The sequence below is a fragment of the Enterococcus sp. CWB-B31 genome (assembly GCF_020567645.1).
Lineage (GTDB): Bacteria > Bacillota > Bacilli > Lactobacillales > Enterococcaceae > Enterococcus_L.
On sequence record NZ_JAJDJW010000011.1, the window covers coordinates 87,559 to 106,976 of the forward strand.

Consider the following 19,418-nt stretch of genomic DNA (forward strand, 5'->3'; position numbering starts at 1 on the left):
AAAGATCTGCACCAATCATTAGGTCATAGAGCCCGAGTATAAAAATAAATCATTTCTATATGAAGAGAGTTTGGAACTTTATTGCTGTCCCAAACTCCTTTATCAGATATTCAGCTCATCAAAATCTTTTAGCGTCTAGGTTCATCTTCTCCATGCTCTTTACGGAAGAAACGTCTCGATTCCTCCGGTTCAGCATCTATTTCTTCTTCTTCGTGGAAAATCGCTTTGATAACAAGAACTCGAGCACCTTCCATTTCTTCAGAGATGAGTGTGACATTCCCAACATCAAATGAAAGCTTTTCATTCTCATCAGGAATTGTCCCTAACGCCGTAATCAGATAGCCTGCCATTGTATCAACATCGCTCATATGCAAGTCTGTTCCAAAGGCTTCATTAAACTCATCTATGAGCATACGACCTTGAATAAGGTATTCATTGTCATTAATTTTAGAATACAGGTTTTCTATTTCGTCTGATTCATCATCTATTTCACCGACAATTTCTTCTAAAAGATCTTCGAGTGTTGCAAGTCCAACTACTCCGCCATATTCATCCAGCAAAATAGCCATTTGGTTTTGTGTCCGTTTCAGTTCGTATAGAAGATCATCAATAAAAATTGTTTCCGGTACAAACAGCGGCTCCTGAATGATTTCATGCAGCTTGACATTGTCAAATCCAAAATTATGTGCAGCCTTCAACAAATTTTTCGTATGAAGAACACCAATTACTTTATCTTTGTCATCTTTATAAACAGGTATCCGCGAATAATTTTCCGATAAGACCAGACTAATATTTTCTTTAATATCATCTTCTATATTTATCATGAACGCATCTGTTCTGGGAACCATAACTTCGCGGGCCACTTTTGTATCAAGTGAAAAAACCCCCTGAAGCATCTCCAGCTCATCATGCTCTAAAACACCCTCAGATTCAAGCATATACCGCATTTCATCTCTCGTCATTTTTGAATTTTCATCGTCAAATTTCATAGGCGTCAGTTTAGCGATTAAATCTGTGGAAGCAGAAAGCAGCCAGACAAAAGGTCGGGCAATCATTCCTATAAAACGAACTGGACCAGCAGTAAACTGAGCCACCTCTTCCGATTTATTCATTGCTATACGCTTTGGATAAAGTTCTCCAAATACGATGGAAACATATGTTAATATCGTCAAAATGATAATATTGGCTAAATTTTTTGCTAATGCGCCTCCACCTAGTATGGGAGCCAGCTTTGATGATAAAGTGTTTGCAAGTGAAGCCCCTGACAAAATATTTACCAAAGTAATTCCAACCTGTATCGTAGACAGGAAATTTGTCGGATCATTCAAAATGGTTAATAATTTTTTAGCTTTATTGTCTCCTTCATCTGCTTTTTGCTCCAAACGATTTTTGTTCACCGACACTGCAGCAATTTCGGCAGCAGCTAAAAATGCATTAATCAATGTTAAAACAACTAATAATAAAAGCTGCGCAATTAGCGACTGACTCTCGGGGTCAGCATTGTTCATAATGGTATTCTCTCCTTTGAATTTTAGTTAGCAGTTCACCTTTATGAACTGCTTTTATTTTTGAGGTCCGATGTCCCAATTCCTATACCGCTAAAGCGGCAAGGACTTCGGCTCTCCTTTGAATTTTAGTTAGCAGTTCACCTTTATGAACTGCTTTTATTTTTGAGGTCCGATGTCCCAATTCCTATACCGCTAAAGCGGCAAGGACTTCGGCTCTCCTTTAAATTTTGGTTAGCAGTTCATCTTTCATGATCTGCTTTTCATTTTTGAGGTCCGGTAGCCAACGCGTTTCATCTTCTTATAAACGCGTTTGTATCGAGGATCGCAGTGTAACGAGAACCGTAGATACACTTATTAACACGTCTTTGTATCGAGGTTCGTAGCGTAATGAGAACCGTAGATTCACTTATTGACACGTCTTTGTATCGAGGTTCGTAGCGTAATGAGAACCGTAGATTCACTTATTGACACGTCTTTGTATCGAGTCCCACTGTAAATAAAAATCCTAGCTACTCTTGCTATGTTTAGCATCAGGGCCTTCGTCTCTTTAAATTCTTTGCTCTAATAAAAGTGATAAAAAACGTGACCACACTTTCCAGCAGTCACGATAAAAGAGTAGCACAAGTGGGTAATTATTTCAATCATTGATTACTATTTTTTAATTCAATTGAATCCTCCAAAACCAACGCTTCCCGTTCTTCTTTCTTACTTTTCCGCACTGTCTCAATAATGTATATGACAATTGTCCGACAAACCGCATAGAAAGGGACACCAAGAAATATCCCTAACAATCCAGCAATATTTCCTGCTACCAGTAAAATAAGAATAATGGCTAATGGATGGATTTTAAGTGTTTTACCAATAACATTTGGATAAATGATATTCCCATCCAGCTGCTGAACAATCAGCACAACAATACAGCAAAGTAATGCTTTAAATGGATCATCAAAAATGGTGACTAACACAGCAGGGGCTAATCCCAGATACGGACCCAAATAAGGAATTAAATTCGTCAAACCTGCGATGACGCCAAACAGAAAAGCATACCTCACACCGATAATCGAATAACCGATAATGGTGAATGTACCTACAAACAAACATTCAATTGCCTGTCCGCTGATATAGCTGGATAATGTCTTATCCAGCTTCTCAAGTAGTTCAACCAAATCAGCTCTGCGCTTTTTCGGCATAAAACGCTCAAGTGCAGGAATAACATGCTTGCCGTCTTTAAGCATGTAAAACAAAATAAACGGCGAGGTGAAAATCACGATTGTCGTTGATGCAACAGTGGAAACTATAGAGCCTAAACTGTTGGACAGCCCGCTCAGAAACTGTTGAATAATATTCCCATAAGAAATATCCAGCCGCTCAATATAGCTGGTCAGATCCAGATCCTTGAAAATTGGCAGAGAAGCCATTTCATAAAACCAGATTTCTGCATTTCTAATGAATTCCGGCATACTTGCAGCCAGACTGGCAAGCTGATTTGCCAAGCTTGGAATAATACTAACCAGAATCAAAATAATTGCAGCAATCAGCAGTAAAAAGACAAGAACAATTGCCCAAATCCGCTTAACTTTTAATTTCATCAACAGATTCACCAATGGATTCAACACATAATATAGAAACCCCGCAACCAGTACAGGTGCAAACAACGTAGAAAAAAAAGTGCCGATTGGTTCAAAAATGAAATTAATTTTCGATGAAACCAGGATCAGTGTAGCCAATACCAGCAGTTCAACAGACCAAAACATTAACTTTGACTGCTTTAATTTCTCAAACAATTTATTTCCCCCTCACCAAAAATTCTTGTTAATGAATTCTAGCATATCTTTTGCAGAAAAAGATAGCAAAATTCTTTTTATCCTATTTTATAGTATAATTGATTTATCTCAAAACTTAAGAGGAGGCAAAGTATGAAAATTGTCCATACAAAAGACACAATGAGTGATATGTATCTTGATGCACTTCACATCCGTCATCAGGTTTTTATGATTGAACAGGGCGTTCCCAAAGATATCGAAATAGATAAATATGAGGCGGCTTGCATTCATTTCATTCTTTACCAGGAAAATCAGGCAATAGCAACCTGCAGACTGCTTCCATTAGAAAACAATACAGTAAAACTTCAAAGAATGGCTGTTTTGAAGCCTTATAGAGGAAAGCATTTCGGAAAGCTGCTGATTGAAGGCGTTGAAGATTTTGCAAAAAAACAAGGCTTTCACACCATTACTTTAGGTGCTCAGGCTACTGCTCTTGATTTTTATGAAAAGCTCGGCTATACCAAGCACGGTGAAGAATTTCTTGATGCAGATATTCCCCACTTTCAAATGGATAAAGTTCTTTAGAGTCGTCAAATTAGGAAATAAATTTCTCAAATAACTATTGGCAATGCCTGAACTGGATAAACCTGGTTCATTCATTACAAACAAAAACTTCCGCACTTTAAAAGTGTGGAAGTTTTTACTACATTTCGATTCATTTACATCGATCATTTCTTAGCAAGCTGCTGATAGCGTTGATACCAGATATCAATATACGCGTCAGAAAACGGCCCTTTTTCATTATTAATCCAATCTACGAGAATTTTAACATTCTCCTTCAAAATAAAATCGATATTTTCCGGATAATTCATAATTTTACTATGAAATTCATATTCGTCCACATCAAGCAGACGTTTTTCTCCATCAGGAAAAACCTTGATATCCAAATCATAATCGATGTACTTTAAAGCCTCATCATCTAAAAGAAACGGCGAGGCAAGATTGCAATAATAAGAAACCCCCTTTTCTCTAATCATTGCTATTATATTGAACCAGTATTTTTTATGAAAATACACAACTGCCGGCTCTCGAGTAACCCATCTGCGCCCGTCAGACTCCGTAACCAGAGTATGATCATTTACGCCGATCAGAGAGTACTCGCTTGTTTTTAATACCATTGTATCACGCCAAGTTCGATGTAAATGGCCGTCATGCTTGTAACTTTGAATCGTTACAAACTCTCCCTCTTTAGGAATCTTCATAATACCCCAACTTTCCCGTGAGGTTGTGACAATTTTTGTATGACTCGAGAATCACAACAAAGTAAGAATCGTAAAGTCAAAATTGTTCAGCTCCGAGATGCTAGTTCCACTTTGCCGTTTCTGCTTGCATAGGTACTTTAACAGAATAGTACACATAGTTTCGATAAGTATTCCTTAAATGAAACCAGCTCAGCTAGTTTAGTGAAACTGTATGCGCAGCACAGAAGAGCTATTTTTTCTCCTGCAATTACTCGTCGCACGAAAAGGTTTGCTTCTACGGCTCTCATGCTGCAATCCTCGAAGCACACAAACTGGAGCACCGTTTGTTCAGGTTTTAAAGCTGCCATCAACTTATGCCACAACCTCAGGATCTCATTACACCGATATCTTCTTAATTATAGCACAATTTTCTTTTTTGCAAACAAGTTAGTTTTTAAGCAGATTTCAGCTAAAATCCATAGGAGGAAGACCTATTTTCAGTATTTTCTTCTTCAGCTCTTTTTGCTGTCTGCTGCTAAGTCGTAAAAGATATTTCTACAGATGCTGTTTCCATTTTGCTTCAAATTATTTAGCTGAAAATTCTTGGACTAATAGAATCCTTTCCTGCTCTTCACTTAGAATGAACTTGAAAAATATTGTCATTACTTAAATTCCTAACTAGTGAAGCAACAAGTCAAACTCGCAGTCATTCAACAAGTTCAGTTCAAAAAATTCAAGATATTCGTAGACAGAAAAAAATTATTTTTCAGCATTTTAACCTTCTCAATCCCTTTTAAATTTTCCAATTGTCGGATAACCAAAGCAAACTCAGAAAAAAGCATCCCTTTATTCGAAATAAAGATATCTGTTCACTTTTAAAAATAAACAGAGTTTTCCTTGCCTCATTTCCTTATCTTCTTTTTGAAAAGAGATGCTGCTTCGGATAAAATAGAAAATCTCCTACAGTTCAATTAAATACTGGAAATAACTTCTATTATCAATTGGCAAAGATTCTCCAAGTTTTTGAGCTGGGAAGTTTTGGTTTACCATTGATAAATCCAGCAGGCGATTCGCTTTTAATGCCTCCGTTCTTTTCTCTGTCAGTTTCATGAATTGTGTCTCTGTTAATTGCAAATCTATTCGTATAATATGACAATTCAATCCATACAACCCACTACTAAAATCATCATTAAATAATTAATTTAGACTGAACATCATATTCAACCCTCCTTTTTATCTAGTACTTAACAAAATAAGAAATATAAAAAGAATATCATGTCGTACCTGCTGATTTTATGATAATATAAAGACAGAAAAGAAGAGAAAAAAGTTTCCATTTCAAGGAATTTTTTCTCTTCTTTTCAATTTTTTTATTTGTGTTTGAAAAAAACAATGATAATAATAACAAGCTGATCACTCTCTTAAATGCTTGTTCAAGTATTGTACTTTTTCTAGCAGCTCTACCATCTTCTGTTGCGGTTTTGGAAAAACGAGCTTTGAAAATTGAGTTGTCGATGCCCATGTCTGATTTCTTTTATTCTCTGCAATTCCCACACTTCGACCATAAAAAACTAAAATATGCCATTTTAAATGACTGAAAATATGCGTGACCTCTCCCAGTGAACGTTTCTGCCAGACAACCTGATCATGATTTTCCAACACTGAAGTTCCGGGTAACTCTTCTGCCACTAACAATGGTTGTTCCAACTCCAAAGAAATCTGTTGATTATTTTCAGTGCCTGACCACTCAGTTTTTATTTGTTCAAATTCTTTTTTTCCAACTTCTGTTATTGGAAACAGCCACATATTTGCCAGCAGACCGTTTTCTTCACGCTGTTCCAACAAATACTCCTGATTTGCATTTTCTATAATTGTACCAATGTAATAGACATCTTTGGGTTTCAGCTTTTTAGATTTAACAGGGTAATTCGTCATCGTTCCCTGTTCATAGCTTTCACAATAGCCGCTGATTGGACACTCTTCACATTTGGGAGAAGTCGGTGTACAAATGGATGAACCTAAATCCATCATTGCCTGATTGAAATCCCCCGGACGCTCCTCATCAATGATTGCCCGCATAGCTTTATCGAATATTTTTCGACTGGAAGCTTTAGCTATATCTGCATTGATTTCAAATAGACGACTGACAACTCGCATCACATTGCCATCAATTGCCGGTTCCGGAAGCTGGAAAGCAATACTTCCGATCGCTCCGGCTGTATAAGGTCCGATTCCTTTTAACTGTCTTATCTCTTCAATCGTTTGAGGCATCTGTCCATTAAATTCCATCATAATCTGCTGTGCAGCAATTTTAAGATTTCTGGCTCTGGAATAGTACCCCAAGCCTTCCCAGGCTTTCAGCAGCTTGTCATCAGGAGCTTCAGCCAGAGCCTGAATTGTGGGAAACCATTTCATAAAACGGTAATAATAATCAATCACCGTATCCACGCGAGTCTGCTGCAGCATAATCTCTGAAATCCAAATTCTATATGGATCAAGGTTTATTCGCCAAGGCAGATTTCTTTTCTCTTTTTCGTACCATTCAATAAAATTTGTCTGAAAATCCTGCTTCTTATCAGGCATCCAGCTCTGCCATTTATTCTCCATCAGCTTCCTGTTCCTTCTCATTAATAAATTGTGAAATCAGTTCATAGTCAAAGCCTTTTTGATAAAGCGACTGCTTTACTTTTAATTTCCGCTTAGCTGGTTCAAGACTTCGATTTCTTTCCCAGAGTCTATCTCCCTGCGTCTGCAGTATTGTCAGTTCCTGGTCCTCATCTTTTTCAAATTCCAGATCAGTAATCGCCTGTTCGACAATAGCTTTTGAAAAGCCTCTTTGTATCAAATAAAGTTTAGTCTTTTGAACAGCATCCTTAAAACTTTTATCTCGATATCGGTGCATCCCTTTTTCAGCAGCTTTTGATGCTGTCAGCAGCTGATCACTTAATGTATAAGCAGCCAGCCCTTGTTGAATTGCTTCATCTTCCACACCTTTTTTCTTAAGCTGCTGTTTAATCTGCTGCGGTCCTTTATCAGACGTTTTCATCAAAGTTCGGACATAGCTTTCACTATATAAATAATCATCCAGCAGCTGCATTTCAACTAGCTGATTAATGATTTTTTCTCTGTCGCTTTTTTCAAATTCCTTATCTCTAAGATAATCCCGAATTTCTTTTTTCGTTCTCATTTGATAACTAAGATAGTTTAAAGCCCACTGCAACCCTACATCATAAGAGCCGGCCTTTTTGATTTCTGCAATTATTGAATCTGAAATTTCCTGATCTTTTAGTAACCGGTATCTCACCAGGATATCTTCTGAAACACGCAAATGTTCTCCCGAAGTCAGCCAAACAAGATAGAATTGGGATTTTTCTTTCGTAATCTTTACAATCTTTTCCATCTTTTTTCCGCCTTTCTTATCAGAACATACATTCTACTATACCATAAATTCTCAAGAAGCCAAACCTGAAAAACTGTGCTAAAATAGAAAAAGACTTGACAAAATTAATAAAGCAGGCAGAATTTCATAAACTGTGCACACTCTTATTTTAAAGTTAAATTAATAAAAGTTTACGAATAATTTTGTCACAAAAAAACAAATCAAAGGATGGACTTATGAGTAATCAACAAGTAAAAATCGGACAAATCATTCCTTTAAAAATTAAACGTCTGGGCATTAACGGAGAAGGTTTAGGCTACTATAAACGGACAATTGTTTTCGTTCCCAATGCTTTACCGAATGAACAGGTTTCTATAAAAATCACAAAAATAAATCCCAGATTTATTGAAGGACAGTTGCTAAAAATCAATACACCTTCTCCAAACAGAATCACACCGCCCTGCCCGGTTTATGAAACCTGCGGCGGCTGTCAGCTGCAGCATTTAAACTACCGTGCGCAGCTTGAATTCAAAAGAGATTTGCTGAAACAAGCTTTGGCAAAATTCAAACCGGATAATTACCAGCAATACGAGCTGCGAAAGACAATTGGAATGGAAAATCCATGGAACTATCGAAATAAGGCACAGTTTCAGCTTCGTCAAAAAGATGGGGTTATTGAAGCCGGACTTTATCAGCCGAACTCTCATAATCTGGTACCTATTGAAAATTGCCTTGTTCAAAACACTACTGTGACCAAGGTCATAAATACTTTAGTTGAGCTTTTGAATAAATATCAGCTGCCAATCTACGATGAAAGAAAAAACAGCGGTATTTTCCGGACACTAATGGTTCGCATTGGTGTTCAGACTGGTGAAGTTCAAGTGGTATTCATTATGCAATCACAGAAATTCCCTAAAAAAAGAGAAATACTGACAGACATTCAACAGCTTCTGCCGGAGGTTGTCTCAATCATGCAGAATATACAAAATAAAAAAACTTCCCTTATCATGGGAGAAGAAACTGTTCATCTATGGGGAAAAGAAAGTATCAACGAAAAAATAAGCGAACTATCTTTTGATCTTTCACCAAGAGCCTTTTTCCAGTTGAATCCTGAACAGACAGAGCATCTATATGCCGAAGCACGTCAGGCACTGAATCTCAAAGCAAATGAAACAGTTGTAGATGCCTATTGCGGGGTGGGAACAATTGGTCTTAGTCTGGCAAAGCAGGTGAAAGAAGTCCGGGGAATGGATACTATTCCTGCTGCGGTTGAGGATGCACAACAAAATGCTGCTGCCTTAGGTATTTCAAATACTCATTATGAAGTCGGAACAGCAGAAGAGCTGCTGCCTAAATGGCTGAACGAAGGGTTCTCTCCTGATAGTATTGTTGTTGATCCGCCAAGAACTGGACTGGATGAAAAACTGCTGCAGGTCATCTTAAAACAGCCGCCTAAAAAAATGGTTTATATTTCCTGCAATGTTTCAACCCTTGCACGGGACTTAGTTCAGCTAGCGAAAGTTTTCAAAGTAAATTATCTGCAATCTGTCGATATGTTTCCACAAACTGCCCGTTGTGAAGTCGTGGTAAAACTGACAAAAAAATAAATGGAGGTTTACTCCACTTATTAAATATACGAAATAAACGGCTGAGCCCGGTAAACTTATCATAAATATTTTCAAGCAAATAAAAATAGAAGCACATCTAAACTGACTCAAAAAATTAGATCAAAATCTAACTTCTAAAGATCAGTATAACCTTTGCTTCTATTTTTAAGCTTATACATTTTGGATATATCTGGTTATTGTTCTATTTCCAAATACTTTGGAGGTATCACATCACTCAGCCAAATTCCTTCAAGCTCCTGATAAAAACGTAAACCATTTCCAGAAGCCTCCAATGCAGCAACTCTGAGAATGATCGGAGACTGATCCCTTCTTTTTCCAACAATCACTGCAGTCTCAACCTCCTGTGACAGATGAACATATTGTCTTCCCTTAGGAATTAATCCCTCCCTTAAAATATTCTCTAAGAACCTGTGTGCTGTTCCATGGTAAAGATATTGAGGCGGTATTACAGGAAGTTTTTCGATTTTTTTCTTTGTGCTGTGACCATAAACTGCTCTAATTTTCTCATCTTTTATTTCCCAACGAGTTTTATCGCTTCTGTTCAAAATAGCTTGGAGTTTTTCTTTTGTCAATCCCGGAAAACCACTTTCAGCCATTTTCCTAATAACCTCTGACAACTCCGTATATCCTTGGTCATCCAGAACAAGGTTGAATTCCTCAGGCTTATGCCTTAATGCATAAGAAAGAGTCTTACTGATTTTTATTTCCTGATTTGTCAGCATTTTCTTTGTCCTCCATGTTAGTCATCTATTAGTATATAGGTTAGATAGGGCTTCCGTCTGATTTAATATATCACAGTTTATGGTATGATTAAACAGTAAATAAATTTGAAGGAGTGATCATTATGAGTTGGCTTTGGACATTGATTGTAGGCGCCGTTATTGGTTCCCTTGCAGGTTCAATTACAAATAAAGGCGAATCAATGGGCTGCGTATTTAATATTATCGCCGGTTTAGTCGGCTCCTCTATAGGACAGGCGCTTTTTGGCTCATGGGGACCGAAATTGGCAGGAATGGCTTTAGTACCCTCACTACTGGGTGCAGTAATTCTGATAGCTGTTGTTTCATTTTTTTCAGGTCATAGAGATTAATTAGGGAAGTAACTGTGTTCCATTTCTGATAATTTCATAAAAAGGATATTTTGAGAGTCATGTTGTATTAAAAACAAGCTTCTCAAAATATCCTTTTTCCGTCTGTTGGAAAGAAGTTATTTACAGTAATTGAAATCATTAAAACTTCAGCAATAGTGCTTTCTAACTCTTAAAACTATTCTAAAATTGTATATCCTTTTTTTATTTTTTCCACTACAATATTTGGTCTGGAATCTTTATTCTTATGAGCTTCCCTATGCTGCTGCAAGTGTTCCGGACGTTTCAACCACGCCTGAAAAGCTTTTTTATCCTTCCATTTGGAGACTAATACAAATTCACAGGTGTCTTTTGTTTCAGCAAACCAGCATTCACTTGATAAGCAGGTATCTCTTCCCAGCATTGAAACCACATCTTTTTTCGTCTTATTTTCAAAGTGCTCTTTACCCTCTTTTTTTACGACAAATGTCACTGATTGAACAAACATTTACTCTCCTCATTTCTTTTGCAAGTAGGTAACTTTTATTGATAATGATTATCAATATCAATTATACTACATTTTTTCTACTTATCGCTTATTAAAATAAATAAATTCTCAACATATTTCATAGTTATTCTTATTTTCCAAAATTTTATCCTTCATTCTAACAGCTTAATCCTTTTGCTTTTATTAGGACTTGTCTGAAAACTTTAGCAGTGAGTTTTTTCGCAAAAATAGATATGAGCTAGTTCCGTTTAAAGAAGGAGTATTACCGCATCTTTCGTATGAGTCTGTGACATTAGTATGTCTGATACCCTTAAAGCTAAATAAACGCTGTTCCAATCTTTGTATGATCTGAGCATACGAAGAAGCGTAGGAGCATGTTTTTACTTGCCCCTCAGACATGCGATGAGCATGCGAAGAACCGTAGGAGCATGTTTTTACTTGCCCCTCAGACATGCGACGAGCATTCGAAGAAGCGTAGGAGCATGTTTTTACTTGCCCCTCAGACATGCGACGAGCATTCGAAGAACCGTAGGAGCATGTTTTTACTTGCCCCTCAGACATGCGACGAGCATTCGAAGAAGTGTAGGAGCATGTTTTTACTTGCCCCTCAGACATGCGACGAGCATGCGAAGAAGTGTAGGAGCATGTTTTTACTTGCCCCTCAGACATGCGATGAGCATGCGAAGAACCGTAGGAGCATGTTTTTACTTGCCCCTCAGACATGCGATGAGCATGCGAAGAACCGTAGGAGCATGTTTTTACTTGCCCCTCAGACATGCGACGAGCATTCGAAGAAGCGTAGGAGCATGTTTTTACTTGCCCCTCAGACATGCGACGAGCATTCGAAGAAGCGTAGGAGCATATCCTTAATTTCGTATTAATGAATTGATTTTATAGCCACAAAATCAATTGCATTCTCAGTACCCACACCATGATTTGTCCCCCATAAGTAAAAAACAGCCATCTATTCCCAAAACACCTATACTATTTCGTCAAAAGCGGGAAGCTTCTATCATTCATTCGTTGAAAGTTGATAACCACTCCCTATTTTCCTCAGTGATTTATTAAACTATCAGCTTCTGAGGGATAAATCATACCATTCTGCTAAAAGTTTCTATATTAATAAAAATTTTTTGTATATGTGAGTCTCACATTGTTCAATTCTCAATACAAATACGTCTATTTGGAAAAACGTTGATAACTCATTTTCTCAATACTTTTCATTCAGATTCTAATATTTTATATAAATAAATCCCAGATTTAATCTCTTTTTACAATAACTGATTTAATAACGTTCTTCTGGTCAAATATCTTATGCTAGACAAAAAGAACGAATGTTCGTATAATTTAATCATAGAATATTTTTCAGGAGATGCTGACCATGAAATTCGACTACGATAAAGAAGAACGCAGAGATATTTTATGTATTGATGTTAAATCCTTTTATGCTTCTGTAGAATGCATCCAGATGGGGCTTGATCCGCTGGAAACCATGCTCGTTGTGATGAGCAATGCAGAAAATGCAGGCGGCTTGATTCTATCTGCTTCTCCTATGGCAAAATCAGCGCTGGGACTTTCCAATGTTATGCGTAAGTGGGATTTGCCTGACCATCCAGACTTGCTGATTGTTCCTCCACGGATGCAGCTTTATATTAATGAAAATATGAAAATCAATTCGATTTTTAAACAGTATACAGCTGTAGAAGACATCCTCATCTACTCTATTGATGAGACATTTCTTGATATTACTGCCAGTAAAAAATTATTTGGAAAAAATACTTTTGAGTTGGCAGAAGAAATTCAAAAACGGATTAAAGAGGATACCGGACTTCATGTTACCATCGGGATTGGAGACAATCCCTTATTGGCTAAAGCAGCTTTGGATGTTGAATCAAAGCAGACGGTTGAATCAATCGCAGAATGGCGCTACGAAGATGTGCCTGATAAATTATGGAAAATTTACCCCATTACCGAAATGTGGGGCATTAATAGTCGAACAGCCAAACGCTTACACAACTTGAATATCCATTCAATCTTTGATCTTGCCCATGCAAATGAATACAAGCTGAAAGAGGAACTGGGTGTTATTGGTTTACAGCTTTACGCCCATTCATGGGGCATCGATCGAACAAGAATCTCTGATACTTATGTTCCAGCAGAAAAATCATTCAACAACAATCAGATTTTGCCCAGGGACTATCGTTTGCAGACAGAAATAGAGACAGTACTTCAGGAGGTTACAGATCAAGTGGCTGCCAGATTACGAAAATATAATGCTCAGACACAGTGTGTTTCTCTTTACATAGGTTATTCCAGCTGGTACAGAAAGCAGGGAAACAAAGGCTTTCGCCAGCAAATGAAAGTACCGCCTACCAATCAGTCGAAGTTACTAAAAGAATATATCCTTGAACTATTCAGACATAACTGGACAGGAATGGAAGTACGACAAGTCGGTGTTTCTTTTTCAAAGCTGGTGGAAACAGATATGATCCAACTGGATTTATTTCACGAGCCGGCAGATCTGGTAAATGATTATAAACTGGATCACTTGATTGATGCAATTCGTAAAAAATATGGTTTTACCTCAATTGTGCATGCCAATTCATTATTATCAGGAGGAACAGCAATCAGCCGAGCTTCACTGATTGGCGGACATGCCGGAGGAATGGATGGTTTAAGGAGTGAATATGATGCCGAAAAAAATTGATTTAAATGATTCTTACTTCAGAGAATATCAGGATAGAGGGATTCAAAAATGGCAGGGAATGTATTTGTCTGAGCATACTGCTGAAATGGAGAAAGAACAAAAAAGAGAACAGCGGGTGATTCTCCCCAAGAAAGCGATGTCTGAAAATGAGATACAGGAACTGTTGGCATTCGCCTATCAAAATCAGCAGATCGTCGCAATTCAGCTTGAGATGAAGGATCTTGAAAATAATTATTTTAGCGATATTACAGGAATAATTAAAGGTTTTGATGAGCTTGGATTTTTTGTGGATGATACGAAAGTACATTATGATGAGATACGAAATATTGAGCTGCCGGCGTTTCATAAATGGAGTGAAGTTTAAGGAGGAATTTATTATGAAAAAGCACAGTTATGTTGGTATTGCTGATAAAATCAGACTGGTTTCATCGTTCCCTGATCTACTGGTCCGTTTCACACTGCATAACCGAAATGAACCGATTAATTGTCTGGTTGCCAAACGAGAGCTGGCTAATCTCATACTTTTTTTAGAGGATAATACCTTTGAGCTTTCTGTTTTTGGTCATTTTAACAGCCGAAAGCAGCTGGTTATTGAAAAATTTATCGTTAGAAATCCTAATTCATTCATCCGCAAATTTGTCCTACAACCATTAAAAAATATTGCCTAGTCCAATTAAATACTCTGCCCAGTAAATCAACATGAGCCTGGGCATTTTTCATGGGAATACACTGAATTGTCTCTTTTTTTAAAAGTTAATATTTTTATCTTCCTTACGATGAGCAGTCATTCTTTTTCTATTTTTTTAAGCTTTCGTTAATGTAAGCCCTGTATTGTAAATGTCATTCCTAAAGCTTAATTTATTCATGATATAATAAAACAATGGCTTGTTCAAAAGGAGGGATAGGATGAAACTGTCAAGTTTTCAAAAATTTTCTATAGTTCTTTTTATTATTTATCTTTTCATGCTGGTCTGGACTGTTATTTTTAAGCTTCAACTGTCACTCGATAATATGCCAGACCTTCAGTCAGTTAATCTTCACCCATTTGGCGATTCTTCCTTTAAAAAAGGAAAATTCAATACGCCCGAAGTTCTCGGCAATTTATTTATCTTTTTTCCTTTTGGGGTCTATTTAAATCTGGTTCCAACCAAGTTGTCTTATGTTAAACAAATTTTCTTAATGGCTGGTGTAAGCCTGACATTTGAAATTCTTCAATATATCTTCTCTATTGGTGTTTCAGATGTAACTGATTTTCTTATGAATACTGGCGGTGGGATTGCAGGAATTCTCGTTTATCTGGTATTAGTGAAAATAATTAAAGATAGATCAGATTTGGATAAATACCTGACTATTTTAGCTGGAATGGGAACTGTTTCTATTTTAATTTTAACTTTTTCAGTCTTTAAATATGCACTATAACAGACTCAATAAAAAAAAGCGATAATTCTTTTCTTAAGTAAACCGATCCCAAAAAGTTAGATTTTTTGGTCTAACTTTTTGGAATCACTTCAAAGAATTATCGCTCTTTAAAAACTTTATAATCGATTTTGTATTACTGAAGTATTAGTAGGCTAAAAGAAAACATCTTCTTTATCTCTTGTATAAATCACTGTAATTCACAACAGTCTTGTCCTCTGAATGCGATGCTGAAGCCAACAAATCTATTTTTACAACAGCGGCGTAATCAAGTTTTTTAACAATTTTTCCTGTCCGAATTTCCTGCTTGTAAATAAATGAGACCTTCTGTTCAAGATCAAATGATTGTTTAATTTCAGAATCATTATCAACTTTTTTTCTATACATCTTTTTCGCCTCCAATTAATTGCAGTAATCTTTCTTATTAAAAAAACAGCCTTAAAAAGACTGTTTTTAATAGTTAAATTAAATTAGTTTTTTACAATGTTTGTTGCTTGTGGTCCACGTTGACCATCTTCAACGTCAAATGATACGGACTGACCTTCATCTAAAGTCTTGAATCCATCTCCTTGGATAGCTGAGAAATGAGCAAAAACGTCTGTTCCGTCTTCTCCAGTAATAAAACCAAATCCTTTGTCTGCATTAAACCATTTTACTGTACCTGTATTCATAGTTATGTTCCTCCTAGTGCTTTTTGCACATTTTATTTGCAATATATGTTCATGATAAAAATAAGAGGAATTATTCTAAAAACAGATAAGGATAAAGCCTACTAAATTGAACCAGAAAAATACTACATCTATTACAATACCACAAGTAACTAAAAAAGTATAGCAATATCCTTTATAACTGAGTACATTAAATAAAAATAATTTGAAGTGAATATTTAAATTAGGCTGAAATTGAAGAATACTGTGAGTGAATCCGTGATAATCCCACGCTTAAAATAAAAAGATGACGATGACCCTAGACATTATTCCTGTTAAAAATCAGCTTTTTTATATGATATTAACTTCTCAACCCACGGCCCTTTTCAATCAAACGCCAGCAGACAATATAAAGAACTAGTATAAACAGAACAAGAATTATTACAGAAACAGCAATCGGTACATCTGTTGTTCCAAGAAAACCAAAGCGAAATCCTGAAATCATATAAACAATTGGATTAATTCTTGAAACAGCCTGCCAAAATGACGGAAGCATGGAGATTGCGTAAAAGACTCCACCAAGATAAGTTAGCGGCTGTAAAACAAACGTCGGTACAATGGACACATCATCAAAGGACTTGGCAAAAATACCGTTTAACAGTCCTGCTAATGAAAACAATATGGCTGTCATAAGCAGCGTAATAATAACAATGAACCATGAATAAACATGTAACGGCACAAAGAGCAGAGAAATAATTGTCACAAGTGTACCTACCAAAATACTTCTCCCCATTCCTCCAATAACAAAGCCCCAGATAATCACATGTGTTGGTACCGGTGCAATCAGCAGCTCTTCAATATTTTTCTGAAACTTCTGAGAGAAAAAAGAAGAAGAGACATTGGAATAAGAGCTTGTAATGGCAGACATCATGATCAGTCCGGGAACAATGAATTCCATATAGGAAAATCCGCCCATCTCTCCGATTCGTCCACCAATCATTTTCCCAAAAATAACAAAATACAGTGATGTAGTAATCACCGGCGGTACGAGCGTCTGTACCCAAATTCGCATATAGCGGTTTGTTTCTTTTACTGCCAAACTTCTCAATGCTGTGAAATAAAGACTAAACATATTTTTCCCCCACTTGATGTTTTTCTTCTGTAATTTTCAGGAACAGCTCCTCCAGTCTGTTGGATTTATTGCGCATGGAAAGAACCCTTACCCCCTGTTTAGTAAGCTGTTCAAAAATTTCATTAATTCCCTGATTTCGTTCAACTTCTACAGCCAGGGTCAGCTCATCTTCAAATATACTTTTATAGCCTGTGATTTTCGGTTTTTCATCAAATGGCGCCAAATCGAAAATAAATGTTTCAAATTGCAGTTTTGCTAAAAGCTCTTTCATGCTTGTATTCTCTATCAGTTCACCAGATTGGATAATTCCAATATTTCGGCAAAGCATTTCTGCTTCCTCCAGATAATGAGTAGTCAGAATGATCGTAGTCCCATTTTCATTCAATTCTCTTAAAAAGCTCCACATTTCACGACGAAGCTCGATATCTACTCCCGCTGTCGGTTCATCCAAAATAAGCAGACGCGGTTCATGCATCAGCGCACGGGCAATCATTAATCGTCGCTTCATCCCTCCAGAAAGCATCTGGGCACGCACCTCTCGCTTTTCCCACAAATCTGACTGCTTTAGATATTTTTCACTGCGTTTTAATGCTTCTTTACGCGGAACCCCATAATACCCTGCCTGATTGACAACAATTTGCTGAACGGTCTCGAATGGATTAAAGTTAAACTCCTGAGGAACCAGCCCTATTTGCTGCTTTGCACGAACTAAATCTGTGTCAAGATCATAATCAAATACCTTCACTTTTCCTGAGGTCTTATTGACAAGGGATGTAATAATTCCAATAGTCGTTGATTTTCCGGCTCCATTTGGTCCCAGCAGCGCATAAAAGTCGCCTTCCTTTACGATTAGATCAATCCCTCGTAATGCCTCAACTCCTGTAGCATATACTTTTGTTAAGGCTTTAATTTCAAGTGCATTTGTCATTTAATACCTATCCCCTTATTGATATTCTTTCCCTATTAATTGACGCTCTCTTTTTCAGTCAATTTTTTTCTGATTCCAAATTTTTATCGGACAGCAGCTGTTCCATATCAGTCATAAATCTTTTCACAAAATCTTCTCTTAACAAATAATGATGCCATTGACCTTGTTTACTGACTGAAACAATCCCAGCATTTTCCAATATCTTCATATGATGCGAAAGAGTCGGCTGAGTAAAATTGAAATGCTCCAACACCTTACATGCACACATACTGCCATTTGAAAGCAAATCAATAATTTTCATACGGTTTGGATCAGCTATCGCTTTAAGTATCAGGGAAGTTGATTCATAATCCATCGTTATCTCCTCCTACATAGATAATCATCTATTCAAATATAGATAAACATCTATATAATGTCAATTGTTAAAGAACATTTGTGAGAATGAAATGAGAAATGTAGATAAATAACTATTAACACTATTTTAGACGAGTTACACAAAATTTGAACATCGTTAATAACTTCAAAACATCTGATAAAATAAAAAAGATAATCACAGAAAGTCAAGCTGCAATTATCTTTATAAATCAAACTATCAATGATTATTATGTATTGTGACAAAATTTTTGTTTATGATTAAATCCCAGATACTGTGATATTTTGCCGGAATACGTTTGTTTCTTCCAGTCCGACAATAAAGAGTAGAATCTCTTCAACAGCCTTTTCTTTATTTTCACTTAAAAACAGCTGATGGTTTCCATTATTATATAAGCGTACACTTCCTTTTTTACCGGTATACAGCCATAGAAAATCAGCACTTCGATAATGACTGGTTTCATCTCTTTTATTTTGCAGAATCATTAGACTGCTTTTCACATTGTTCTCCACTTTAAGTCTTTTCTTTGTTAGATGCAAAAGTTTTAAAAACTGCAGACAGGCCTTAAATGAAGTGGTCGTTACGGAATCAAAATAGTAATCCCTTATATTCTTATTACCAGAGAAAAAACCGTCTAAAAGATTACTCATAATAACTGCTGGATTATAAAGATAGATAGGCGTACTGCATAAGACCAGTTGATCCACTACTTTATTTTCCGAAGCATGAATCGCAAGTAAACCACCCATTGAAAAACCAATACAGGTCACCTGCTTGTAAATTTCACTAAGTTCGGCAACTTTGCTGTTTACATCTTTCAGCCAATCCTGACAGGTAGCTTTTGAAAAGCTTTTTCTGTTGCCATTATGTCCCGAAAGCTGAATCCAGAAAGAGTCAATCTTGTTCTCTCTTAAATAATTATGTAGAAATAAAATTTCCTGTTCATTCCCGCCAAATCCATGAATGATCAGTACAGCTCTTTCTTTCATGATAGCCTCCTCTTGTTAAAAAAATTCATTGCTGACCTAAATAATTATACCATTCCTGCACTCTACCCATTTCATGAGTAAAAGATCTTAAAGAAAAATTGTTAATTTATCAGTAAAAACAAAAAAGCCGAAA

The 19,418-nt window shown here is 36.6% G+C and carries 21 protein-coding genes; 7 read left to right on the forward strand and 14 right to left on the reverse strand.

The features are described 5' to 3' along the window. Positions 1-128: 128 nt before the first annotated feature. Both LI954_RS10900 and LI954_RS10905 read right to left on the reverse strand, forming a co-directional pair. Entirely contained in the window at positions 129-1,508 is a 1,380-nt protein-coding gene (locus LI954_RS10900; protein WP_202066910.1) for a hemolysin family protein, read from the reverse strand. Between the two features lie 641 nt (positions 1,509-2,149). Next, positions 2,150-3,292, reverse strand: a complete 1,143-nt coding sequence (locus LI954_RS10905) for an AI-2E family transporter (protein WP_229444480.1) — start codon at positions 3,290-3,292, stop codon at positions 2,150-2,152. Between the two features lie 132 nt (positions 3,293-3,424). On the opposite strand from LI954_RS10905, the gene LI954_RS10910 reads away from it, so the two are divergent. After that, on the forward strand, positions 3,425-3,856 hold the full coding sequence (locus tag LI954_RS10910) for a GNAT family N-acetyltransferase (RefSeq protein ID WP_202066908.1): 432 nt from the start codon (positions 3,425-3,427) through the stop codon (positions 3,854-3,856). 143 nt (positions 3,857-3,999) lie between these two features. Here the strand turns inward: LI954_RS10910 and LI954_RS10915 are convergent, their stop codons facing one another. The 4 genes from LI954_RS10915 to recX form a co-directional block, all read right to left on the reverse strand. Beyond that, complete coding sequence (locus LI954_RS10915; RefSeq protein WP_229444481.1) at positions 4,000-4,533, reverse strand: DUF402 domain-containing protein; 534 nt, start codon at positions 4,531-4,533, stop codon at positions 4,000-4,002. Between the two features lie 939 nt (positions 4,534-5,472). Next, the gene (locus LI954_RS10920; RefSeq protein WP_202066906.1) at positions 5,473-5,622 is read right to left on the reverse strand and encodes a hypothetical protein; all 150 of its coding nucleotides are present in this window, start codon (positions 5,620-5,622) and stop codon (positions 5,473-5,475) included. A gap of 303 nt (positions 5,623-5,925) precedes the next feature. Continuing rightward, positions 5,926-7,119 (reverse strand): A/G-specific adenine glycosylase, encoded by a 1,194-nt coding sequence (mutY, locus tag LI954_RS10925; protein ID WP_229444482.1) that lies wholly within the window; start codon positions 7,117-7,119, stop codon positions 5,926-5,928. Continuing rightward, positions 7,109-7,912, reverse strand: a complete 804-nt coding sequence (gene recX, locus LI954_RS10930; RefSeq protein WP_229444483.1) for a recombination regulator RecX — start codon at positions 7,910-7,912, stop codon at positions 7,109-7,111. Before recX ends, mutY begins: the two co-directional genes overlap by 11 nt. A gap of 215 nt (positions 7,913-8,127) precedes the next feature. On the opposite strand from recX, the gene rlmD reads away from it, so the two are divergent. Further along, positions 8,128-9,498 carry a 23S rRNA (uracil(1939)-C(5))-methyltransferase RlmD gene (gene rlmD / locus LI954_RS10935; RefSeq protein ID WP_202066903.1) on the forward strand — a complete coding sequence of 457 codons (1,371 nt, stop codon included), beginning with the start codon at positions 8,128-8,130 and terminating at the stop codon, positions 9,496-9,498. A gap of 194 nt (positions 9,499-9,692) precedes the next feature. Here the strand turns inward: rlmD and LI954_RS10940 are convergent, their stop codons facing one another. Beyond that, positions 9,693-10,241 carry an RNA 2'-phosphotransferase gene (locus LI954_RS10940; RefSeq protein ID WP_202066902.1) on the reverse strand — a complete coding sequence of 183 codons (549 nt, stop codon included), beginning with the start codon at positions 10,239-10,241 and terminating at the stop codon, positions 9,693-9,695. A gap of 122 nt (positions 10,242-10,363) precedes the next feature. Here LI954_RS10940 and LI954_RS10945 point away from each other — a divergent pair, with 122 nt between their 5' ends. Continuing rightward, on the forward strand, positions 10,364-10,609 hold the full coding sequence (locus LI954_RS10945) for a GlsB/YeaQ/YmgE family stress response membrane protein (RefSeq protein WP_229441951.1): 246 nt from the start codon (positions 10,364-10,366) through the stop codon (positions 10,607-10,609). Positions 10,610-10,784: 175 nt separating this feature from the next. Here LI954_RS10945 and LI954_RS10950 read toward each other — a convergent pair whose 3' ends face one another. After that, on the reverse strand, positions 10,785-11,093 hold the full coding sequence (locus LI954_RS10950) for an antibiotic biosynthesis monooxygenase family protein (protein WP_202066900.1): 309 nt from the start codon (positions 11,091-11,093) through the stop codon (positions 10,785-10,787). Between the two features lie 1,381 nt (positions 11,094-12,474). Between LI954_RS10950 and LI954_RS10955 the strand changes: the two genes are divergently transcribed. The 4 genes from LI954_RS10955 (at position 12,475) to LI954_RS10970 (ending at position 15,219) form a co-directional block, all read left to right on the forward strand. Next, on the forward strand, positions 12,475-13,800 hold the full coding sequence (locus LI954_RS10955) for a Y-family DNA polymerase (RefSeq protein ID WP_229444484.1): 1,326 nt from the start codon (positions 12,475-12,477) through the stop codon (positions 13,798-13,800). Beyond that, positions 13,784-14,164 carry a hypothetical protein gene (locus LI954_RS10960; protein WP_202066898.1) on the forward strand — a complete coding sequence of 127 codons (381 nt, stop codon included), beginning with the start codon at positions 13,784-13,786 and terminating at the stop codon, positions 14,162-14,164. The genes LI954_RS10955 and LI954_RS10960 overlap by 17 nt, the downstream gene beginning before the upstream one ends. Before the next feature lie 13 nt (positions 14,165-14,177). After that, entirely contained in the window at positions 14,178-14,468 is a 291-nt protein-coding gene (locus tag LI954_RS10965; protein WP_202066897.1) for a hypothetical protein, read from the forward strand. Positions 14,469-14,706: 238 nt separating this feature from the next. Beyond that, positions 14,707-15,219: a VanZ family protein gene (locus tag LI954_RS10970; RefSeq protein WP_202066896.1), complete on the forward strand. Its 513-nt coding sequence runs from the start codon at positions 14,707-14,709 to the stop codon at positions 15,217-15,219. Between the two features lie 171 nt (positions 15,220-15,390). Here the strand turns inward: LI954_RS10970 and LI954_RS10975 are convergent, their stop codons facing one another. From LI954_RS10975 to LI954_RS11000, 6 genes are all read right to left on the reverse strand, one after another. Beyond that, positions 15,391-15,603 carry a hypothetical protein gene (locus LI954_RS10975; RefSeq protein WP_202066895.1) on the reverse strand — a complete coding sequence of 71 codons (213 nt, stop codon included), beginning with the start codon at positions 15,601-15,603 and terminating at the stop codon, positions 15,391-15,393. Positions 15,604-15,686: 83 nt separating this feature from the next. Next, a complete protein-coding gene (locus LI954_RS10980) occupies positions 15,687-15,887 on the reverse strand; it encodes a cold-shock protein (protein ID WP_202066894.1) in 201 nt (66 codons plus the stop codon). A gap of 337 nt (positions 15,888-16,224) precedes the next feature. Continuing rightward, positions 16,225-16,995 (reverse strand): ABC transporter permease, encoded by a 771-nt coding sequence (locus tag LI954_RS10985; RefSeq protein WP_202066893.1) that lies wholly within the window; start codon positions 16,993-16,995, stop codon positions 16,225-16,227. Beyond that, complete coding sequence (locus LI954_RS10990) at positions 16,988-17,923, reverse strand: ABC transporter ATP-binding protein (RefSeq protein ID WP_202066892.1); 936 nt, start codon at positions 17,921-17,923, stop codon at positions 16,988-16,990. The genes LI954_RS10985 and LI954_RS10990 overlap by 8 nt, the downstream gene beginning before the upstream one ends. A 58-nt stretch (positions 17,924-17,981) precedes the next feature. Beyond that, positions 17,982-18,278: an ArsR/SmtB family transcription factor gene (locus LI954_RS10995; RefSeq protein WP_229441948.1), complete on the reverse strand. Its 297-nt coding sequence runs from the start codon at positions 18,276-18,278 to the stop codon at positions 17,982-17,984. A 278-nt stretch (positions 18,279-18,556) separates the two neighbouring features. Further along, the gene (locus tag LI954_RS11000) at positions 18,557-19,285 is read right to left on the reverse strand and encodes an alpha/beta hydrolase (RefSeq protein ID WP_202066890.1); all 729 of its coding nucleotides are present in this window, start codon (positions 19,283-19,285) and stop codon (positions 18,557-18,559) included. Between the last annotated feature and the right edge of the window lie 133 nt (positions 19,286-19,418).